We start from the raw sequence: 22,143 nt of genomic DNA on the forward strand, positions 1-22,143 counted from the left end.
ATTTGAAAGTATAGTGTTTATACGGATAATCAAAAATTAGATATAAAATTTAAATGAAATTATTCATAGGTCTTCTTTTTATGAACAAACTATCAACCTGTGTAGTCTTTATAAAGACAACGTAAATAAAGGTGTTTTCAAATATAATTTATAGAACAGGAAGGAGTGGTATTTTTATGATAAGTTATAAACCTTTTTTCGAAACACTTAAGCGCAAGAATATCACTCAATATCAATTGATTAAGGATTATAATATTCGTACAAGTTTATTGGATAAATTACGTAATGATAAAAACATATATGTGAGTACGTTAAATGATCTATGTAATATGCTAGAATGTGATTTATCTGATATTATAGAATATACTCCAGATAAAAATTTAAGTAACCTTGACTAACAACTCTCATTACTTCAATAATGTTAAGTTCCTTTTTCATTAAAAAACTTGATATTTTTTCCTTCACCGCATATAATAAAGATGTACATGAAGGTTGCATAGAAATATGCACAGAAAAGGAAGGTATTGGCGTACCTTCCTTTTTATATGTATTCGTTCAGCATAATATCTATGTTATTTCTTCTTTAACTCTTTGATAATTAGAAGAATAACGATTAACGTTAATGCTTCTGCGTACATTACAAAGGTTACATAGAGATATGCTTACTAAAATACATTCTGCCATTTTAAACCTATCGGTGGTTGAATACTGAGGCATAATACACCTCCACCACTTTCGTGGTGACTGTATTATATCATATAATGCTAAATGATAAAGGAATTATATTCATACATTTGCTGATGTATCTAATAAACCATTTGAGAAACAAAACCATCTTTTGCTACAAATAACGCAGTCAAATTCAATCGTTCTATAACTTCTTCAGATATTGATTTCCAAAAATCATGCTCATCCTTCGTACTTTTGAATATGATAGAGCATTTATAGAAATTTTCATCTATCATATTTATCGATGATAAAAATCTTTCACTAGCTGATTCATTATTGTATTTTGGTATTATCCACAATCCATATGGATCTTTTATTAAATACTTATTATCCAGTTCTTCATATTTGATCTTTTCTTTTCTCATCCAATTTTCAACAGACAAATTTATTTCATTAGTTATCCCATTTGAAGGAACATCAATTTTATTTCTATTCTTTGATCCAACAGGTCTTCCTCTTTTGCGAACAGTATGTAGGCTTTGTCTTTTTGACATATCTAAAATATTGTATTTGATTGTTAGTGCTGCTGATACTCCTGACTTGTTCTCCCTATCATATATAATTTGATCTCCTTCAAGCATACACTGTTTCATTGCAGAGCAACATTGTATTAGCGTTGGTGATCCTTTAGTTCCACACTTTGCATGCAGTTCTCCTGCTTTTAAAATTAAATATGATTCGTTTTTTTCTAACATTTCTTGCTTCTGTCTGTTGATTTCTAAAATATAGTCTTTTACTTTAATTCCCATGATATCCTCCAAGTATCTTACCCAATATAACAGTTATTTGAATATACAATATATATTAAAATTTACATAATAGCAATATCTTATTGTATAAATCCATTCATACTTCACATGTTTTAATGATTTCATGCCTCCTTTTAGATCTCTCTCAATTTAATCTGAACGATTTATTCCTTATTGACAAAATAACTTCATATGTATTCTCATGATTTCTTCTCTGTAAGAATACCTTAGATAATTCATTACAGATATGACACTGTGACAGTATCCATATGACACCATATATCGAGTCTTATCCCACTACCCATAATCAATTTAAAAAATACATATTGCTAGTAAAACCATTATTTTCTCTCTGCCTTGGTATTCGTAGAATATATCCATGTGATACAAGAACATTTAACTGCCTCCTAACGGTCCTTTCTGATAATTTAGAATCATGTGCAATCGTTCTTACCGAAGGAAAACAGCACCACGTTGTCCGATTAGCATACTGCAACAATACTTTATACACATTTACTGCATTTGCTGGAAGATCAGACGAACAGATTTTGCGATAGAAGTACATATAGTCCTTATCCAACTTTTACACTTCCCTTCATGATCTTCTCTTTGATTTTTTCTATATTGGCTTCATCCATACTTGATGGTTTTCCATATGTTCGTCTGATTATATCTTCCAACTGCATCACATTTGCATATTCTACTGTTCTTAATGATCTTTCATCATTCTTATATACCTTATTCAGTTGAATTCCCCACTTACTGAACAGTTTCAGCTTTGTTAAGATAGGGTGCGTTCCAGTTTTCATTAACACGAATGTTCCTTTCGGTAATGCCTTAAGCTCATCAGTTGTTAATAGATTACGCTGGATCATCTGCAAGGATTGAGAAGGATCATTCTTGCCTTTACTGACAGATCCGCTCAATACTGTTTTATAGCCTAGATTTTCACTCATGATCTTTGCTGTTTCACTGTTAGGTGCAAAGCCCCCAAATAAAGTGTCCTGACAATTATCCGTAATAATAGCAGCACCTTCCTTGCCATAGTTTTTCTCTAACTGTGCCAATGACTGAATAATGGCCACTATACTGACACCACGTGATCTACTAGCACTGAACATCATTTCTGCGGACTGTATCTTTGGAATCGTTCCTATCTCATCCAGAAACATAATGACCTTATTTGGTAATCTTCCACCTTGCTCATCTGCAAACGCTAAGATCTCACGATAATATTCCTGAATAAACAAAGAAATCAAAAAATGCTTTGTATTATCCTCTTCTGGCATGACCAGAAATATAGCAGACTTTTCTGAACAGAATTTCTCTATATCGATAGCCGTTTCAAAGCATAGGATCTGTTCAATTTCAGAATCGATGAATGCATTGAGCCTTGAAAGGACTGTTGATAGCACTGACTGCATCGCCTGTTCCCCTGTATTTAATGCCGAGCCTGCAAACCATTTTGCTTTATGGTCTTCTGGCAATAGATCCAGTAATAATTGAAATCGTGTTTTACCCTTTACTGGTGATGGCTGCAATAAATCCTGAACCATCTTAAACACACTAACGATATGCCTTTGATTATGTGGGCAAAGTTCTGCAACGATCAGAATGACAGATGTCAGCAAACCTTCAGCTGAATCATAAAAAAAGCTATTCTGCCCATAACTTGAGGTATCCCCATCTGAGAAGATGATCGTTTTTGCTATGATCTTAGCATACTTCTCTGTTTTTGCCTTAATCGCAATATTTGTCTTATCTTGCTTGTAAAGATCCATATACTTATTTACTAAATGAAGCATATTGTTTCCATCAGATGACATGGGATTTCTTAAATCAATCACAGCGATATGATAGCCATAATAATCTCTGGCTATTGCTCCATAATTTCGATATAAATCTCCCTTTGTATCTGTCGTAATGAAACTAACACCTGAAGCACAAGCATATTCCAAGTTAGGGTATAAAAAATATGCTGTCTTACCTACACCAGCAGCTCCGATCATCATCAGATGGACATCATCAACATCAACATATGCATGTACCCCATGACGAAAATCTCTTGTTCCTACGATCATTCCCTGATACTTTGGAAGATCTTTTCCTTCTCTCCATTTATTAGGTGTGTAGTTGATGCATTTATATGCGCACTGGATTTCTTTTGTTGTTGCAAATCTTGCAGTCCCATGTTGACCATCCCCAACTGTTTTTGATTTGATATGATTCAGATTGTAATTATTTCCAAAATAAACGGCAATTCCTATAATACAAAAAAATAAGCATCCTAATAAAATAAATGTTAATTTAGGTTCCATATGTCCTCCTATATAAAAAAGGAGGCAGACGTTTCTTCATCTGCCTTAGCCTTTCTTCAAATCATTTGCTGATTCATTTCTATTTGATCCATCTCGTTTACATCCACCGGTTCAACATAATCCACAAGAATATTCAATGCTTCTTCATAGCTGCCTGATTTAGTGACTCTCTCAAACATCTCTTCTGCTTCTTTATCCATACCAACTTCCTTGAGAGATTTAGTAGCAATTCCCATAAGATTAAAAATATTGCCATTTGATCCAACTAATGGTGATTGTGGTTTCATCTTTTTACCTACTTGATTATCTTCCTTTATTTCTTTCTGCTGTATTTTATTGAGCTGCTGCTGGCTATCAGTTATCATCATAAACGACTCATTGGCAAGCTTACGATACGCATTCGCAAGTTCAGTTTTTGATCCCTGATTATTCATTACCAGCTTTACAGATTGAAATGCTTTTTTGATTGATTCGATCCTGTTCTTTAAGCTTCCTTTATCCTTATATGAGCGATAGTCATCCTGTAAATAATCATAGACAGCACTGTTTTCATGAAATGCTGTATCTGGATAGAGACATTGATGTTCTAAACGAATTGCACAATCTGTAATGGTCTGAAAATCTTCTTTCAATTTCTTGCAGTCATTCTGACCTTCATGATTTAATCCATAATACATATTGGTGAACGCTTTGGATAAGTCTTTATGCTGGATCATTTGAGATGGTGCAGCAGATTTCTTTAATTCTCTAATCATCTCACTTGCAAGCTGAAACTTAGGATTATCGACACCTTTCTGCGGTGTAAGTCCATGTGCTGCCTTCAGATCTTCATTGAAATCCTTATACTTAGGCACAGCGATGGCAATCATCTGATAACCCAATTCATTTAAATGATCGCTCATCCGCTCTACTCCTTCACTACCTGCTATATCATGGTCAGCACATAGTATTACAGACTGCAGATTTGGGTTTTCTTCCAACATGGTTTCCATTGATTGCATCCCTAAGCCGCAAAGTGCAACATAACTATGCTGCTGCCAGTTGTCTTTATGTAGGGAGATATAAGAAAGCATATCAATCGGAGCCTCAAAAACATATAGACTTTCATCGGTTCCTCTGTAATTGAAACTGTAGCATGGATCGGATCCTTCTACATTACCACGATAGCTTCTTTCTCCTTTTGTATATGTACTTTTCTTATGTGCATGTCTGGCAATTCCTTCTTCATCTGCACCTACAAAAACAGCATTATGATATTTTGAGTCTTCATAGATCAAACCTTGCTGAACAAAGAAATCTACAACTTCCTTATTGATATACCTAGTTTTCAACAAATAGGCATATGCTTTTTTCATATCTGGATTATTGGGCGGTAGTTTAAATGGTTTGACTTCTTTATTCTCTTGATGCTCTTCCTTGATCTGAGATCCTGTATCATTTGCATAAGATAAAAGAAGTTCCATGGCATCTGGATATTTATAGCCATAGAACTCCTCTAAAAATTTAAGTGGATACCCTCCCTCCTGTGTTTTATGTTTAAACCATTTATTGTCCCTAATCGTCACACTGGTATATCTCTGCCATCTAAATTCTCTACCGGATTTAATTAAAGTTTCTCCATTCGCTCTTAAATAATCAACTAAGTTGATACTATTGGCCAGTGCTATCTGCTGATCTGAATATTTTCTATATTCTGCCATATTTATTACCTTTTCCTTTCACATGCTCTATTTTTAAATGTATTTTTTTTGACCGCCTTTGATTTGGCCTTGACCAGACCGAGATTCTTTATTTTGTGTAGATCATATTTCTTATGTTTCATACATTCACTCCTATCTCATATTGATTTCATGATCTTTGGCATTATGTCCCTGTGCTATCTTCTTTTCCTTTATCTTTTTAGCAAGTTTTTTATCCACACCTGCAAGAGGGGACTTGCTGTTATCAGGAACTGTTTTTGTAAAAATCCTTGATATATGATGAAGCAGCCTTGTAGTCATCAATACCAGTGGCTGATGATGATAATCATCCATATGCTCCAACAGATACATGGCATATGTATTTCCTTGGATTGCTGCTTGTTCTAAATAACTTTTCGCCTTCTCCTTATCTTGTTCCACCTCTTTCCCAAACAAAAAAAGTTTGCCTAACATATATTGGGCAAACGAATTATTCTTATCACTGGCCATTTGTAGGTAGCTTATTGCTGCATCTACATTCTTTTCAACATGCTCACCTTTTAAATAGATATTGCCGAGCATTATCTGAGCATATTCATTTCCAAGTGAAGAGGCATTCTGTAGATATGAAATACCTTTATCAGGATCCATATAATTAATATCATTTAAGAAAACTTTAGCCAATGCATACATGGCATAGCTGTTTTTTTGTTCTGCACTGAGTGTCAGATAATGTACTGCCTTTTTCTTATCCTGTTCTACCAGTATCCCTTTTAAATACTCCTTTCCAAGTAAGTATAGTGCCTGTGGATTCTCTGATTCTTCTAGCCATTTGATTGCCTGAGGAATATTGGCATAATCATATTCTTTCAAATAGATCGTTGCAAGAAGATATTTTGCATTCTTATTGTCGAAAGATATTGCTTTTTCCAGATATTTCTTAGCACTTTCTGTATCTTTTTCTACCCCCTTCCCATAATAGTTCATCTCTCCAAGACGATAAAGCAGGTTATCATCTTCGCTATTTTTTAGCATTCCTTCAAACTTACGATAGGCTATCTCATAATTAAGATTCGCCTGTTTCTCATCTTTTGGTACTGCAGTTCCGCGGTCGTAATAAGTTCCTACTTCATAATTGGCGAATGCATTTCCTTTGGTAGCTGATTTATCAAAGTATTCGAATGCTGTTTTATCTGACTGTTCTACATAATAACCTCTTTGATACATCCTGCCTAGACAATACATTGCATATTCACTGTCACTTTGGCTAAAGTGATGATACGCTTTTTCATAATCCTGTTCACAGCCTTTTCCATAGTAATAAAACTTTCCTGTTTTATATTGGAGATAGGACTGTATAAAATCGTTCTTATCTGTACTCAAGATTTCTAACGATCCTTGCAACGCCTCTTTGTATAGATCATAAGATTCAGGATTTTCTTTATTCTCTATTTCTAATACTTTTGCAAGCAATTCATAGCCTAGTATGTTATGTTGATCACACTCTTCTTTAAGGAGGGATTTTGCCTGTTCGATGTCTTGCTGCACATCATCAGAACCATAGAACAGCTTACAAGCCATCTTATAATTTTTGCTCCATTCTAGACGATATCTTGCTGATAGATTTGTTGTAAGATTCTGAGGTATATCATCCACTTTTTCACTTTCAACATCCTCAACCACTATATCTAATTCAGGCACCTGAAGTGAGGGAAGCTGTTCATCATAAGTTACTGCGTTTACATCATAGTTCATTACCTCCTTTAAGATCATATTCTTGATGCTCTTGAATTCTTTCTGTTCAAGCAAGGGGAGTTGTTCTTGTAATGATCCATTGTAGGTTTCAAATACACTTTGCCTATACAAATTCCATTGCTCATAAAGTTTCTGAACATGCTCTTCTTTTTCTAGTTCACGCACGATGTCATTGACAAGCTGCTTAGATTCTTTTGGTATATAGGCAAACATCAGCCTACCTTGATAATCTTTTAATGATTCCTTTAGGGCAAGAAATTTCTCTATGATGATACCATTTTCCAGATGGTCTTTTTGTCCTATTTCTTTCAAAAGTTCCTGTACAGTTTTCTGACTGTAATTCTTTAATTCATCTCTGGCTTCTGTTTGATTTTTATAAATATTCATGAGATCCTGATGAAATATCTCACTTGCAAACATCTTCCTTATTTTTTTGATACCTTGGTTAGTGACGAACCCTTGTCTTGGCTCCTTTGAATATACGACCATATGAATGTGTGGGTGGTGCCCTTCATTATGAAATGCCGCATACCATTGCAAATTATTAGAATCAATACGCATAGCTTCCGCAAGTTCATTCCTCTTGGCACGACAGAGATCCACCCATCCCTGTGCATGATCGTAACCAAGACGAGAAGCATCTTCCCGTTTCAAGGAAATAATATGTGTCCAAACTGTTCCTTCATGTTTACCTACTTCTTGAACTACCTGAGATAAGTCAATTTTCTTTCCACTGTCGCTGAACAATCCATGTTCTCCCAAGCGTTCCACTCTTGGGCGATTTGCAATATAGTCGACATAGTTTTCTTTGGTAGCTATATCAGTAAGATTTTGATCCATAACAGCTGAAATAAATTCACTGGCATTCCTACGTGTAGGTTCATTTATATAATCTTCATATTCAAAGATTGTCTTGCTGTCAGGATAATCTTTCAAAAGATTTTCTATCAGTTCCTGCTGTTTCTTTGTCACCGGTTTATCTCCATGACTCATCTGAAACTTTTCGACACCATCTCTTGTAGCGATATAATTTAAATAATACTCTTTATGTCTTTGATTTTTTAAATACTTTGTTTTAACGATAATTTTTGGTATGCTATCACTCCTCAACTGATGAAATTAAAAGAAAAGCAGATACATTGATCTGCATTTCCATAATACTTGCATATTTGTCAGCTATTCTTCATCATTTAATTCTTTTGCCAATCGCATTCCCATTTTAAATCCCTGTTTAAAATATGCAGCAAGTTCCAAATTCATTTTAGTGAAGCATGCATGTTCTAACTCTGCTAATTGTTCCTCAAGCAATGTAGTATCATTTTCATTATGCGTCTTTAATATATTCTCATGTAATATATCAATATCATTTGCTGCGTTTCGTAATTCCTCTCCTTGCAAAAATGATTTCGGCATTTCTACACCATAAGTTTGAAGAACATCAATAACTGATAACTTCATAATTCATCCAGTTCTTCACGAAGCTGTAAGCCAAATTTGATACCTTTTTTGAAACATTGAATAAGTTCTTCCGTAGTGAAATTGAACCATGCATTCTTCCATTCATCAGATAATGTTTCTGCATCTTCAACTCCATTTTTCTTTAGTTCATCAACGATTTTCTGATTGATTGCTAATGCTTTCCCAAGTGCCTCCTGATACTGTTTGTCTGTTGGAGTTTTCATCGATTCCGCACAGTATTGTCCATGATAAAGTTGACTCAATAATCTCTCCATGAGTATTGCCTCCTTTCAGCAACACACAGTATCACAGACCTTTTGATTTATCTAGCATTAGTTCTATGTATTTTGATATTTATACACTTCTTCAAAATTGATCTTTCCTAATGTTCCTTTCACATCTTTAATACATTTCGCTCTCAGTTTGCGTAAAGTCGTTTCATCAATTTCTGCGGTAGCGGATAATACATTCATCATCATTGCGAGTTCCACTGCATTTTTGAACAGGACTCTTGCAATGCGATCTTCGCTTGTTTTAACGATACCATTTAATGCCGATGATAAAGCAATGGGAAGATACTCGTTCTCTTGCGAACGAGTATACCCATCATAAAACTTGATTGCTTTTTCAATCAGTTCACTCCTGCTTCTACAGTTATTTCTTTCTGTTATGCTGTCAAGAGAATCAAATATTTCTGGACTTAACCATATCGTTGTTCTTTGTTTATTGGTTGTCATCTTCACTTCCTCTCCTTTCCTTAAAATCATTTTCTTATGCATGTACATTCAGATGATAATTTATGCTCAGAAAAACTGCTTGAAAATTGCCTCAAGGACATCTACTACGATACTGTTCCCTGCCTGTTTATAAAGCTGTGTTTTACTACTTACTTTAGCCGCTTTTTCATAATCCTCATCATTGAAGCCCATCAGCCGCCAGTATTCCAATGCGGTTAATGTTCTTACATAAAATGCTCTGCCATCATTCATCTTAGATACAACTGCTACATCATGACTGGCTGTTTTAAGTGTCTGAATCATCCCTTTCTGTACGACACCTCTTTTCTGATGTGGACGATCAATATAAACTCCATCTCCATCTTCAGCTATTGCATAACCTTTTTTCGTATTTTCTTTCATTGCTATACACTCAACAATACTTCTTGTTTTTGATGCCAAGATCATTGGCACGATGCCATATAGAATATGTTCATTTTCTAACTTCATTTCAGAGTCAATTTCACCATATATTCTTTCTGGCTTTGTAGTTAAGGTGCTGCAGAGTTTGCTTATATCCATGATCCTTCTATGCTGATCGAACTTTCCGCTCAATACTTTTACAAGCTGTTCTCTATTCAAAAAATAACTTTCATCAACAGTGTCTTCTAACATATCTTTCAGGCATAGTTCTAAAGGTTTCGGCTCTGGAAACTTATAGAAGTAATCCCCCAGTATCGACACCATATATGCTCGGTTTCTTGTCTGAGGAATACCATAGTCTTTCGCATTCAGACACTCTATGTAGTTGCTGTAACCAAGACTTTCAAGGACAGATTGCCATTGCAAAAAATCCTTGATATTTTTTTTACCAACCACATCTGGGACATTCTCCATCAAAAGAATCTGAGGTAATTCCACACATTCTTTCAGTAGTCTTTCGACCTCCCAAAGCAGGCCTGATCTAGTTCCGCTACCTTTGCCCATACCCAAACCTTTTCCTGATTTAGAAAGATCCTGACAAGGGAATGAATAGGTCACAATATATTCATATTGATCTCTATTTACTATATGCAGATCATCAGCGGTAATCTTGGTGATGTCTGAAACATTGAAATCAGTATTGTGAATCTCATTGTAACTGTCGACAGCATGTTGATCTACTTCAATGACACGATAATTTTCATATCGTACATGCAGTCTTTTCAAAGCTGCTGCCTGTGCACCGATACCTGCAAATAATTCTATCAAACGGATAGGTTTTGTAATCTTATAAGGTTTCTTTATTAATTCAAATAGATTTAATTGATTCATTTTTTAACCAACGAATCAATGCATGCATCATTTAACTAGTATTATATCTTTCCTTTCTGATATTTCGTTAACATCCCTTCCCTGTTACCAGATGAAAAGACAATGAAATGATGCATATCCTTTGAAAACGCCATAACTAACGACCTTAGAAATATCGAATACTTGGTCTATATTTTGCTTAATCATCAAGACCAACGCCACACTTGACTTCTCATGGACTGTTACGACGCTTTTCAATTTTTTAAGAAAGCCTTATAACAGTGGGCATTGCCCGCTGTTGTCTGACGTATCGGCGACATCAGACGCCGATACTTTAACCTGCAAAGCTAACCTATCCTCAAATTTATGACTAAATTTCCATTTGCAAGTCTATCTATTTATAATCTCTACGATTCGCTTCACCTCCTTGTTTATGTGACGATAGGCATTATTACCCTATTTCATTTACAAAACCGCACACAAGGCTCACAAATCGCCGACAGGGTGATACATATTAGTTTCAGGATCCTCAATTCATCTTCATGCCAATTTCGTTATGAACGGATTGTTCCAGATTTTGCTCATTCATCATCATTTCCCTTAATCGTTCAGCATTGTTTACAAGATTTTGATATTCATGCAACTCTTTTAAGGTGTATGAGCCTTTCGCTATCTTTTGTTCATGCTGCTTTAATGATTCACTAAGCCATTTTTCAACATTATTGAATGTTTCCCAGTATATTTCGTTGTCACTGATATCCCTGAAATCTGTCTTACATTGAAACACAGTACCATCCTTACAAGTAATATCAACAACCTCTTCATATCTATCGTTCACGTATTCATCTGACATTTCTGCCACTTCAAAACCTGCATTACGTTCGATAATTGCGTGCCACAATTGTCCCATCCTTTGTGCTACGATGATCACCTTTTGAGCCATGCATTCCACCTTCTTTCTTTAATCTCTCTCATTCATCATGTTCCATTTCTTCAATGAAATTACGTACTTCTGGCTTGACGATTTTCTTATATAACTGATCCAATAAGCAATTCATTTCATTGTCTAATGTCGTATCTTTTTTTGCTAACACAGAATTTAATGCTCTGATACGTGCAGCAGGATACTTTAATTTTATTTCTGTCATCTTTAACATAACTCATTTCCTCCTTCACAGATGATATAAAAAATCTTATTCAAATCCATAAATCTTGTAGCAAATTTCTGGAATATCTTCCTGTTTCAGATCTTCGATTTGTCCGAATCTTTCCATATACAATGCAATATCCTCTTCACTTAACGAACAGAAATCTTCACTACCATCCGATCCGACAATCAAAAACGTACCTACCAGAACATCATTACCGAAACGACGATTTGCTTCTAGACCGATATACTTTCCTTCCTCATTACAGATCAAATCAGCAGTATCGCTTAATTCTACGAGTTCGATTTCTCCTTGAACGATTTCTCGTTTTGCATCAAGTGTGTTCTCTATGACTTCGACTCGTGGTTTTTTCTGCGGTTCTACGACTAACACTTTGATTTTTTCTTCCTTCACGTGATGAAGATCGTAGATATCTTCAATCAAGTTTGCTAATTGATTTTGCTTGATGAAAGCTTTTGTGTTTGGCATGAATGCTGTGTATCTAGCATAACTCGCCCCTGAAGAATCTACCAGAATACCATGCTCATGAGCATTACCGATCACTAGCAAACAATGACGTAGATCATCAGAATCTTTATACATCAGCTCTCTATTTTCCTTTAGAAATCCGTATTCAGAGAGTAGATGTCCAGCAAAATGATTGAAATCATCATGATTCAATTCGATGATTTTTTCAATCCTGCAACGCTGAGAATTGATTTCAGTATCCTTGCATGAAAACACCGCATCAGTATATTGCTGTTCTTCTCTTATTCCATAACGAAAATGTTTCTGTAAGTCTTCGACATATGGTATATAGCAATAATTCTCTACCGTATTTCTTCCATCTATTTGGATGATCATTGCATCTGGATCCTTGCTTCCCTTAATTAACAGATATTGTATGGAATGACCATTCTGGGATAATATCTCTCGATTATCTCTGATAAAATTGTAATTTTCATTCAAATGTTCTTTGAAATAATGGTAATCCTCATCAGATAAAGTAATAACATTATCTATTACGATGTTATTCAAGGACAGCCTTTCTTTTGCACTGCTTAACTTGAAATTCATGCTGTGCGCTGTAACTTTTTCTTTATCATATTCCATATATGTTTCCATGATATGAAATTCATCTTCTCCTTCTATGAGGCCTAATCCTCTGCCATTGTCCCAAAGCATATGGATCGTACCTGCATCATCAACATGTAGCACCGTGCCCAATGTACCATCCGGAACAGCTTGCATATCCTCCATGTGCTTCAACTCGATTCTTGTTCCTACAGGATATTTTTTTCTGAGTTTTTCTGTTTCTTTTTGTGTCATGATTTTAACTTCATCTCTTTTCTATTCAAATTTCATTTCTTGTTTACATACGATTTCTTCTGGTTCTTCATTTAACACCTGTGCAAATGTTTCATTTATACGTTTAAAATTATTTTGAACATTGCTGATTTCCTGTTTCTTGATGCTTATCTTATTTTCCAGTTCTGCAATTTCATCTTGTAATTGCTTGATGGTATTCTCTTCGATTTTTGAAAGATCAGACATTCTCTCAAATTCAATCTTATTTGGGTAATATCGCTTTCCAAAATCTGAATGTTCAAATACTAAGTCACCATCTTGGATAATTGTGATCGTTTCATAAAATGGAGAGCCATGATAAGACATATCCTTTCCCTGACGTTGTTCAACGATATTACCGATATGAAACTCTGCATTTTCCTTTTTTAATGCTTCTATAACATTCTTCATACGTTTCTCAACATAGATCACTTTTTCTAAATCAACCTTAAACTCATCTTCACTAGGATCGATTGCCATAGGCATACCATTCTCCCAATCCATGTGTATCATTCCTCCATCATCTACAAAATCAACAACACCATGTGTACCTTTAGGAACTGGATGATCATCACACATATGAAGCATAGTGATTTTTGTTCCACTTGGATATATTTGTTTCAGGTGCTCTATTTCTGCTTTTGTTCTAAACACTAAGATCACGACCAATCTGCATATCTTCTTCAAGTTCTTCTTCTCTTACACACTTTAGAAACTCATCGTTTTGTACAACGACTTCTTGTCCAAAGACCTGTTTCATAAATCTCTTCACTTTCGGTAAAGGATCAGGGAAATAGCCTTCCTCTTCCCTGAGTTTACACAATTCATTGGCAATATAATTGGCATCTTGCATTGTTTCATTTGTTCTTGAACCCCATGATATTTCTGGCCATATTCGATCAATATAGGTACCGCATGTATTCAATAATGTATCTCCATCTTCATTCCTTACGATGATTACATTTGCATATCGTCCTACATTTTGGATGAAATTGTTGATATCCTTTAGATAAAGATGACATCCAACATCGTAGTTATTTACAACGAATCCTGTATAATGTGTTTTCAAATATCTATCCAGCCATTTAAAATCTTCTTCCATATCTTTTATCCTTTCTTCTTATCTGTCCTTCATAATATTAAGACGACAGTAAAGATTCCAATACGATACAGTATTCATAGAAACATTGTTATCTCCTGCATTTTCATGGATCCATACTGCTTCTCCCTTATCATTTTTGCCTGCGTAGATTCCAACATGTGTGGATGTACCTCCTTCCATTAAAAACGCAAGATCTCCTGGTTTTAACTCACTTGGGCTGATTTTCACACATTGTGCTATCTGACCTGTAGTATTCGTATTGCCAAGGTTATTGTTCATAACTGTCCAGTAAACCCAATCAACAAAGTGTGAACAATCCATTCCTTTTAAACCTCTACCTGCCTCATCTGGGGCAACAGGTTTCCCGAAATCATTGCCGTCATAACCGGGATATGAGGCCGCACCTCCCCAATAATAAGGTATCTTTCCAACTGCATCTGCTGCTTGGATCACGATTTGTTTTCTTAACTCACTTGTATCCTCAGGTAAATTTTCTATTAATTTTTCTATTTGCTCTTTAGAAAGTGTTGTTACCGTTCCTGATGTTCCTGCACCACCTCTTAATCCCTCCACAACTTTTAGCATTAATTCCTTTGTATCTTGATTCAATGCTAAATTCATATTATGTTCCATCAATGAGAAGATAATAGCGGTGTCATTCACTGGATGCTTTTTTGTTTCATTATGTTCCTCTTTTTCTCCTGTTCCATTTTCAGATGGTTCAATATAGCATTGCATCCAATCATCTACATTTTCTTCTGTCAGGTGAAATTGCTGATTAGAAAACATAATGCCTATATAAAAACCTTTAACAAGGTACGCATCGACTGATTCCCCTTCTGCAAAACCAATATTCTCTGTATCTATTTTCTGATTCAGTATGGGTATCATTCCTTCTATTTCATGAATGAATGCTATCTGATTCGATTCCATACCTGTTATAGAAACAGGTACACCATTAAACAGATCAAATATCAAATTATGGTTGAAATTGATTCCATCAGAAAAGATTCCGCCAACCAAAAAAACAAAAGCGATCACAGGAGAAAGAAGAGCAATCATGATCTTCTTTCCCAGATTCTGTGTACTTTTGTTTTTCAACATAGTGAATGCTTTGACTCCTTTGAGTACAGCTGCCCACATTACTTCATCCCCATCTGCATTGCTTCCATATCCAACTGCTTATGATAGATATCTCTACTCCTTTGAACAGCATCATCCAAAACATCACAGTCTAGTCCGCAGTCCCTATATCCCTGCTGGATCGTTTGATAATACGTTTGTGAAGGAACACCGATTTCATATTTAGGATCCATAATGTATGCCATAGCCTCTGCACTCTGTCCCTGTATCTGCATTGCGAAACTCTTTTTGTAATACAGATTGGGATACCCTTCGTAACGATCCAGTGCCAGCTCATCCCGATCACTGATCTTCCATAGCCCAAAAGGAACACATTTTCCCTCCTGTGGCTCTATTGTTGCAACTGCATTTCTGCCTCCACGAAACAAAAGCTGATAGTTGGGAATCTCTCCAACACCTACCAGCTGTGCATCAGGACAGCGAAATTTCATTTGCTCTTTATTCAGATTACTGCCATATGCTATATATAATTTGCTCATCTTTTATCATCTCCTTACATGCTCATGACAGGTCCTTCCTCCTGCATCATATCTGCTTCAATCGGTTCAGAAATGTCTTGAGCCGCGAGTTCCTCTTCCCGCTTGATTCGTAATCGCTCCTTTTGTCTTTCTGCCTGAGCAGGATCTTTCCATGCGATACAACCATCAAGATTTTTTAGCAGATGTAGTCTTGCGGTTTTAAATTCATCACCTATCATTCCGAGTCTGAGGAGCCAAGTGCGAAACGTGTATTTCTCATTTGTTGATTGTGTCTTTCTCCTGCTTGCCTTTTTTTGTGTCAATGCCTGATTGCTAATTGCCAGACAAAACTGAATATAGGATTTGATTTCTCCTGCGTGAAGTGTTCCATTAAACAATCTGAATTCAATCGTTCCTTTTGAAAAAACACTATGTAGATTCAGCGCATGGTAGCGGGATCTATCATAGTGTTCATTAGCTCGAAAGGTATTATCGTTATACCAGATCTTTTTCACTTTATCTAAACTGTCAGGTTTAGCTCTATTTAATTTTTGGATAAATGCTTCATCAACTTTTTTACAATAACGATTTTCTCTGGAAACATCAACTTGTAATGCCTTATAGATCAGATCCTCTTTTGAATACATAATATTAGTTATATTACGCAAGGATCTGGCATCATGCTTAGAGGCATCTATATGAATATGAATACCACAGCTGGAATTGACCTTCGCATGACCTTTTCTTAGCTTTCTGGTTATTTCCTGTATGGTTTCAATATCTTCATAATTGCAAATTGGACTAACAACTTCAACCTTATATTCTGAATCATATATCCGATTCCTTCCTCTATATGGTGTAATACTTGAATCGAACATAACCTTCCATTTACGTCCGTCTTGATCCTTTACCGTATATGTATCATAGTAATCATGTTCTTGACTTGCCTCACTTTCAAAGTGCTTTGCGATAATATTAGCGGCTGAAGATCTTGTGAGGCCAGTCATCTCGATTTCGATTCCAAAATGCTGATCCTTCATTATAAGCTACCTCCATCATCTTCCTCCCTGTTCACCGAACAACCTTTCTTTATATTCAGGAGCATGTACTGCCAGATTATAACGCTCATTTCCGCATTTATATAAACAAACACCACGCTGTGGATATTTAATCAAATCATATTCACTTTCCTCCAGCTGCAATGTATCGATATAAAACTTTGAATCCGTATTACCGGCATTGAACAGAAAAGCATGAGCAGGAATGGAAAATAAGGGTTTTGTCAGTTCACGAATACCCTCGATATTGAAATCCTCGAGGTTTTGTGATGCTAGGATTACTGCACTTTCTTTTTTACGAACACGCTTCATGAAGTTTCGGATATATTCCACAGCAGTCATATTGGTAAGGAAAAGATACAGCTCGTCAATGGATGCTATAGTGTGTCCATTCGTCAGCAGCTCATTAGACATGAATGACAGAATATTGAACAGTAAGGCATTCCTCAAAGCCTTATTCGCCTGTAACAATCCCTTAACACCAAATGTTAAACATTGATTTCCTGTTATATTCGTATGTCCATTAAAAAACTTACTGTCGCTTCCAATACAGATGGAATGAAGCAGCAGTAAGATTTCTCTCAATGTATCTCGCTTAAAGATATGCGTTCCATTATCCTTGAAATGCTTATATTCTTCATCGATATAGTCATAAAGATCTGATAGCATGGGATATCCATCATGACGCAATTTTGTTAGATCCGTCTTCTCTGTAATATCAAAATGACTATATAATTTGATCAACATGATCTCCAGTGTATCCAGCTGTTCATCACTGAAATCCTTATAAGTTTTGAAGAAGTCCTTTAAGAAAGAAATATGTTGGGACAATATCGTTGTTTGTTTAAATGTTTTAGGGATTGCATCATCTTTTTCATCCACTTCGTAATCGGCAGTAGTCCATTGTTTAGGTTCCAGTACATTGATGATATATCTGCCTGACATCATATCGATAAACGTTCCTCCAAGATTTCTTGACAATTCTCCATAGTCGACTAAGTCAGCGAGATTACTCCCGCTTTCTCGTCTAAGAACCGTACGTGATAGTTTCCCATCATACGGCTCAAGCATTTCATCACTCTTTCGAGCGGCTCTCAATATAAAGCTGTTGACAGCTTTTATGGACATATGCCATATTTGGAACTTCGTCCTTTCCACCATTTGTTTTAGGTACTTTAAAATAGATTTCTCTATCTTCTGTAATTTCTAATGGCATTCCACAGTGATAACAGCACCCGTTTTGATTTTTCCAAATCAACTTAAATCGTCCTGATAGTCTTCTCATACCTTGTTTGAATTTTCTGTCTTGAAAATATTCAATATCAAGGTATGGATTCACTGTAGTTTGTACTTTGACGTGCCTTACAATTGGAATATGGTCAACCCGAAGTAGTTCTTTATTCTCGGTAGAGAACACCCAATTGCGACTGCCTCGTCTATGCCAGTAATTCGTTGATACCCACCATCGTCCTTTATGTGGATGTCTACGCTTTGCCCATCTCCATAATAATTCGTAAAGAATGTAATCAATATAGGCAAACGCTTCACTTGCACATACACTTTGATGGTAATTCGTCCATCCTCTAATTTGTTGATTTAGCTTTTCAATAAGAACTTCCTGTTTCCAAGCCTTACCACGTTTGAGTATGGTTTCTGACAAACTTGCTACAAATGCTTTTATCGATGTTTTAGATGGTTTGATAATCAACTTTCCGTTGAATTTTCTAAATGTCCATCCTAACATATCAAAGCCTTCATCAATGTGTGTTATCACTGTCTTTTCTTCTGACAGTTTTAGTCCTCTCTCTTTTAGAAATGATTGTATAACCACTTTAGCCTCTTCTGCCTTTTCTTTGGTATTTGCAGATACAATAAAGTCATCGGCATAGCGTATGAGATTTACCTTATTGTGTCTGTGTGTTTCTGCATTCACTTTTCCTTTGCTATTTACATCAAAGTATTCGGCTAATGCTCTTTGCATACCATCTAGTGTCATGTTTGCTAATATTGGTGAAATGACTCCGCCTTGTGGTGCTCCGTCCTCTGTAGGAAAAAGGTCACCTTTGAATACAAAACCAGCTTTTAGAAATTGTTTTAAGATTGATTTATCCATTGGTATATTTTCTAACAGCCATTCATGGCTAATGTTATCAAAACACCCTTTAATATCTCCTTCTAAAACCCATTCAGGACTATATCTTCTTGAATAAATTTGGAAAATGTATTCACACGCATCATGAGCAGAGCGCCCCTTACGAAAACCAAATGATTTCCTATCAGCGGTTGTTTCTGCTATTGGGTCAAGACCCATTGCATATAATGCTTGCATAGCTCTGTCATACATACACGGAATACTTAAAGGTCTTTTTGCCTTTTTATTTTTCTTGTCAATATAAACTCTTTTTAGTGGTTTTGCTTTGTAGTGTTTATCACTCAACGATAATACAGCTTTCATTTTAGAGGCTGGTGTACTCCACTTTTCTCCATCTACTCCTGCTGTATTCTTTCCTTTGTTAGTTGTTACTTTTTTAACAGCTAACACTTTGGCATAATACGAGTGTGTTAAAAGATATTGAAGTCTTTTAACTAAGTTCCATTTCTTTTCTTGAGTTGCCTTAGCAATTCTAGATTGTAGCCTATTAACTTCTAGTTCAGCTTTCTTCCAATCAATGGTCGTCCATTGTTGTTCTAACTGTTGTGTGTTTGATAATCTCTCAGTTTTCACTGTCATTGAATTATTATCATTCATAGGTTTACCTTCCTTTCTTTGCTATGAAATACCATAAGAGAAGTCTGCACCCTTTCGGGTTAGGGCAAATCTTGAACCCCTATGCACCGCCATTACAGCAGTGCCATTCGCTTTCTCTCCCTTTCCTTTACCCTCTATACCGTTTCTTCCCCTTACGGGGTCGATACCTTGCTAAGCAAGGAGCATATAGGGCTTACCAAGTTCCACATAGTAAATAATTGTGAATGTGTTAGGAGCTATCCTTGAGCCGAGAGGTCTGATGTCCATTTGTTGCTACGTACACGAAAGACACAGCAACCAACCTCCGCACCTTTTGGTGTAAGTGTATCAGCCTGATTTCACTTATTCCCTGTAACGACCCTGCAATAGTTCACTTTACGTTCTCCATAACATTCTTATCCCACAGTACGTCCGCTTTAGGCTAGCAGATTTCCCAGTGTTTATCCCGTGAGCTTCACACCCAAGCGTTACCACTTACGCATGTCACGGTAGGATTACCCCAAATGGATAGGGTAGCTGACAACCAGCAATTTACTATGCGACTTCTTGTCGCACCTCATGTTCAGGATCTAAGGTTATCAGTGTGAACCCCTGTTCACGCAGATTACAGAGAATGAGTTTCAGAAGATATGATTTTCCCTGTCCTGAGTTACCAAGAATCAGGATATTGGCATTTGTCTTATCATCACTTCGTCTATTAAAATCTACGATGATATTAGAACCGAATTTATCGGCTCCTAGATAGATGCCATGTGGATCTGTCTTACCAGAATAATTGAAAGGGAACAGATTCGCTACACTTGTTGCAGGCAGTACCCTCTCAAACTGTTCTTTGAACATATCTCTACCGCTTGGCATAACTGCGTGAAATCCTTCCTTCTGTCGTAATATCAGCCTGTCTACGTTCAGCTTACTTCGTACCAGTTCTGTAAGTGTTTCCGTCTGTAATAGTTTCAATGCTTCATAATCATTTGCAGTAAGTTCCAAATATACAGCACAATGGATGAGCGGTTCTCGAGAGCGATGCATATTCGCAATTAGATCCATAACATCCTGTAGATTGCTTTGTGCAGTGATGGACTCCTGCAGATCCTGTGTGTTTCCTTGCTTCATACGGTTCTTATTAGCGGCATTCCCAATAATCTTTTTTTCTTCTGCAGGAGTCACCTGTCTGGCATAAACATGAAGTGTTAAGCCATCTTTTTCGCCAAGATAACGAAGAAGCGCTTGTTCTTCTGTGGCTGTTGGGTATTCTCTTAATGCCCACACACAGCGATATGTATTGCCACAGATATAATACTCACTATAAAACCGAATCACAGAGGGAGAGATCATGTCCAAAAATTCTTGGATATGCACTTCTTCTGGGGGAATTACCTTTTTCTTTTTAAACAGTTTCATCTGTGTACCACCTCTCTCCATCAATATCTTCAAAACGATCTGTTGTCACATTCTGTTCAAAATACACAGCCAGCATTCCTTTCAGATCATCTTTAGAAGCACGTTTTACTGTTAAATTCTGTAGTTTGATTAGCTTCTCGATTCTATGAATCAGCTGCATGATTTCCACCTGATCATTCGGCTTGATCCGAACAGCAAGCAGGAACAATCGAGCAGTTGCAGTCTGAATCTGGATCTTATCCAGATGTAATAGATCTTTATTTAACAACTGAATCACTTTCTCATTCTTTTCTTCCTCGATTCGCTTTCTTAGAAAAATCTTATTTTCCTCAAAGTTATCCCTGCTGTTCAACGAGATCATTTCCAGATCTGCCAATCCTTTTAACACATTCGTCAAAGCAAAAATCTTACTTCCGATATTCTCATGACTCATTACGGACAGGTTCTGAGGCTGGATAATAAAAAAGACAATCTCATCTCCGCCATACTGCTGTAAGCTGAAGTCTGTGATTGTCTTCGTATTCACCAATTCTCTCGTTGATTGTTTTTTCTTCTTTTTCATCAGTGACCTCCCTTCTTGCCAATCTCCATATCAATTGAATCAACATTTGATAATGACCAATGAAAAAATTGCTGGCTGAAAATAAAAAAGGCACAGGCATATTTGATAAAATCAAAGATACTTGTGTCTTGATATCGTATTGTCAAAAATGCATAACAGGCAACCAATGCAACAGGCAGGTAAAAGTTTACTTGCGTGATTGCCATTACTGAAAAGATAGCACCTATTCCGATGATTCCAATATCTGTCAGATACCAGAGCCATAAAGTTGGCTTTCCTTTCAGATTATCTGGATACATATACATCTTTCTATCATTCCTTTCTGTATATTTAAATAAAGCGACCATATTATGATTGCTAATCTTAATTTATAAACTGTAATTTGTTATTCTAAAACAAATGGCTCAATATATTCTCTTATGAATTGAACTCTATCAAATACCAAAGGCTTGAATGTTGCCGTAACAGAGATTACAAT

Annotated in this window: 23 protein-coding genes; 1 reads left to right on the plus strand and 22 read right to left on the minus strand. The window is 36.1% G+C overall.

The features are described 5' to 3' along the window. The first annotated feature begins 176 nt into the window (after nt 1-176). Nucleotides 177-398 carry a helix-turn-helix domain-containing protein gene (locus DW114_RS19710; RefSeq protein ID WP_117455892.1) on the plus strand — a complete coding sequence of 74 codons (222 nt, stop codon included), beginning with the start codon at nt 177-179 and terminating at the stop codon, nt 396-398. A gap of 408 nt (nt 399-806) precedes the next feature. Here DW114_RS19710 and DW114_RS19715 read toward each other — a convergent pair whose 3' ends face one another. The 22 genes from DW114_RS19715 to DW114_RS19825 all read right to left on the minus strand — a co-directional run bounded on the left by DW114_RS19715 (nt 807) and on the right by DW114_RS19825 (nt 21,964). Next, on the minus strand, nt 807-1,478 hold the full coding sequence (locus DW114_RS19715) for a hypothetical protein (RefSeq protein ID WP_117455894.1): 672 nt from the start codon (nt 1,476-1,478) through the stop codon (nt 807-809). Between the two features lie 307 nt (nt 1,479-1,785). Further along, nucleotides 1,786-2,043: a helix-turn-helix domain-containing protein gene (locus tag DW114_RS19720; RefSeq protein WP_233509497.1), complete on the minus strand. Its 258-nt coding sequence runs from the start codon at nt 2,041-2,043 to the stop codon at nt 1,786-1,788. A gap of 7 nt (nt 2,044-2,050) precedes the next feature. After that, on the minus strand, nt 2,051-3,796 hold the full coding sequence (locus DW114_RS19725; RefSeq protein ID WP_117455898.1) for a VirD4-like conjugal transfer protein, CD1115 family: 1,746 nt from the start codon (nt 3,794-3,796) through the stop codon (nt 2,051-2,053). Nucleotides 3,797-3,852: 56 nt separating this feature from the next. Continuing rightward, complete coding sequence (locus tag DW114_RS19730; protein WP_117455900.1) at nt 3,853-5,496, minus strand: DUF3991 and toprim domain-containing protein; 1,644 nt, start codon at nt 5,494-5,496, stop codon at nt 3,853-3,855. 132 nt (nt 5,497-5,628) lie between these two features. Then, entirely contained in the window at nt 5,629-8,340 is a 2,712-nt protein-coding gene (gene mobP3, locus DW114_RS19735) for a MobP3 family relaxase (RefSeq protein ID WP_207732778.1), read from the minus strand. A 66-nt stretch (nt 8,341-8,406) separates the two neighbouring features. Continuing rightward, nucleotides 8,407-8,688: a hypothetical protein gene (locus DW114_RS19740; RefSeq protein WP_117455902.1), complete on the minus strand. Its 282-nt coding sequence runs from the start codon at nt 8,686-8,688 to the stop codon at nt 8,407-8,409. Continuing rightward, entirely contained in the window at nt 8,685-8,963 is a 279-nt protein-coding gene (locus tag DW114_RS19745) for a DUF6809 family protein (RefSeq protein ID WP_117455904.1), read from the minus strand. Before DW114_RS19745 ends, DW114_RS19740 begins: the two co-directional genes overlap by 4 nt. A 63-nt stretch (nt 8,964-9,026) precedes the next feature. Then, the gene (locus DW114_RS19750; RefSeq protein WP_117455906.1) at nt 9,027-9,425 is read right to left on the minus strand and encodes a ribbon-helix-helix protein, CopG family; all 399 of its coding nucleotides are present in this window, start codon (nt 9,423-9,425) and stop codon (nt 9,027-9,029) included. A gap of 66 nt (nt 9,426-9,491) precedes the next feature. Next, nucleotides 9,492-10,718 carry a DNA (cytosine-5-)-methyltransferase gene (dcm, locus tag DW114_RS19755; RefSeq protein ID WP_117455908.1) on the minus strand — a complete coding sequence of 409 codons (1,227 nt, stop codon included), beginning with the start codon at nt 10,716-10,718 and terminating at the stop codon, nt 9,492-9,494. Between the two features lie 508 nt (nt 10,719-11,226). Then, a complete protein-coding gene (locus DW114_RS19760) occupies nt 11,227-11,640 on the minus strand; it encodes a hypothetical protein (RefSeq protein WP_117455910.1) in 414 nt (137 codons plus the stop codon). A gap of 28 nt (nt 11,641-11,668) precedes the next feature. Beyond that, nucleotides 11,669-11,854 (minus strand): hypothetical protein, encoded by a 186-nt coding sequence (locus DW114_RS19765; protein WP_117455912.1) that lies wholly within the window; start codon nt 11,852-11,854, stop codon nt 11,669-11,671. Between the two features lie 36 nt (nt 11,855-11,890). Then, a complete protein-coding gene (locus DW114_RS21845; RefSeq protein ID WP_207732779.1) occupies nt 11,891-13,174 on the minus strand; it encodes a DUF3846 domain-containing protein in 1,284 nt (427 codons plus the stop codon). A 21-nt stretch (nt 13,175-13,195) separates the two neighbouring features. Continuing rightward, nucleotides 13,196-13,879: a DUF4314 domain-containing protein gene (locus DW114_RS19780; RefSeq protein WP_117455914.1), complete on the minus strand. Its 684-nt coding sequence runs from the start codon at nt 13,877-13,879 to the stop codon at nt 13,196-13,198. After that, complete coding sequence (locus tag DW114_RS19785) at nt 13,839-14,294, minus strand: hypothetical protein (protein WP_117455916.1); 456 nt, start codon at nt 14,292-14,294, stop codon at nt 13,839-13,841. The genes DW114_RS19780 and DW114_RS19785 overlap by 41 nt, the downstream gene beginning before the upstream one ends. A gap of 18 nt (nt 14,295-14,312) precedes the next feature. After that, on the minus strand, nt 14,313-15,398 hold the full coding sequence (locus DW114_RS19790) for a C40 family peptidase (protein ID WP_158552364.1): 1,086 nt from the start codon (nt 15,396-15,398) through the stop codon (nt 14,313-14,315). A 38-nt stretch (nt 15,399-15,436) separates the two neighbouring features. Continuing rightward, nucleotides 15,437-15,916, minus strand: a complete 480-nt coding sequence (locus tag DW114_RS19795; RefSeq protein ID WP_117455920.1) for a gamma-glutamylcyclotransferase family protein — start codon at nt 15,914-15,916, stop codon at nt 15,437-15,439. A 14-nt stretch (nt 15,917-15,930) separates the two neighbouring features. Further along, complete coding sequence (locus DW114_RS19800; RefSeq protein WP_117455921.1) at nt 15,931-16,935, minus strand: amidoligase family protein; 1,005 nt, start codon at nt 16,933-16,935, stop codon at nt 15,931-15,933. A 15-nt stretch (nt 16,936-16,950) separates the two neighbouring features. Next, the gene (locus tag DW114_RS19805; protein WP_207732780.1) at nt 16,951-18,024 is read right to left on the minus strand and encodes a hypothetical protein; all 1,074 of its coding nucleotides are present in this window, start codon (nt 18,022-18,024) and stop codon (nt 16,951-16,953) included. Between the two features lie 4 nt (nt 18,025-18,028). Further along, complete coding sequence (gene ltrA, locus DW114_RS19810; RefSeq protein ID WP_117455924.1) at nt 18,029-19,702, minus strand: group II intron reverse transcriptase/maturase; 1,674 nt, start codon at nt 19,700-19,702, stop codon at nt 18,029-18,031. Between the two features lie 534 nt (nt 19,703-20,236). Further along, nucleotides 20,237-21,103 (minus strand): type IV secretory system conjugative DNA transfer family protein, encoded by an 867-nt coding sequence (locus DW114_RS19815; RefSeq protein WP_233509479.1) that lies wholly within the window; start codon nt 21,101-21,103, stop codon nt 20,237-20,239. Continuing rightward, the gene (locus DW114_RS19820) at nt 21,090-21,665 is read right to left on the minus strand and encodes a hypothetical protein (RefSeq protein WP_117455926.1); all 576 of its coding nucleotides are present in this window, start codon (nt 21,663-21,665) and stop codon (nt 21,090-21,092) included. The genes DW114_RS19815 and DW114_RS19820 overlap by 14 nt, the downstream gene beginning before the upstream one ends. Continuing rightward, nucleotides 21,665-21,964, minus strand: a complete 300-nt coding sequence (locus tag DW114_RS19825) for a hypothetical protein (RefSeq protein ID WP_233511386.1) — start codon at nt 21,962-21,964, stop codon at nt 21,665-21,667. The genes DW114_RS19820 and DW114_RS19825 overlap by 1 nt, the downstream gene beginning before the upstream one ends. Nucleotides 21,965-22,143: the final 179 nt, after the last annotated feature.

Source organism: Absiella sp. AM09-50, assembly GCF_003433845.1.
In the GTDB taxonomy this organism is placed as follows: Bacteria; Bacillota_I; Bacilli_A; order Erysipelotrichales; family Erysipelotrichaceae; genus Hoskinsella; species Hoskinsella hominis.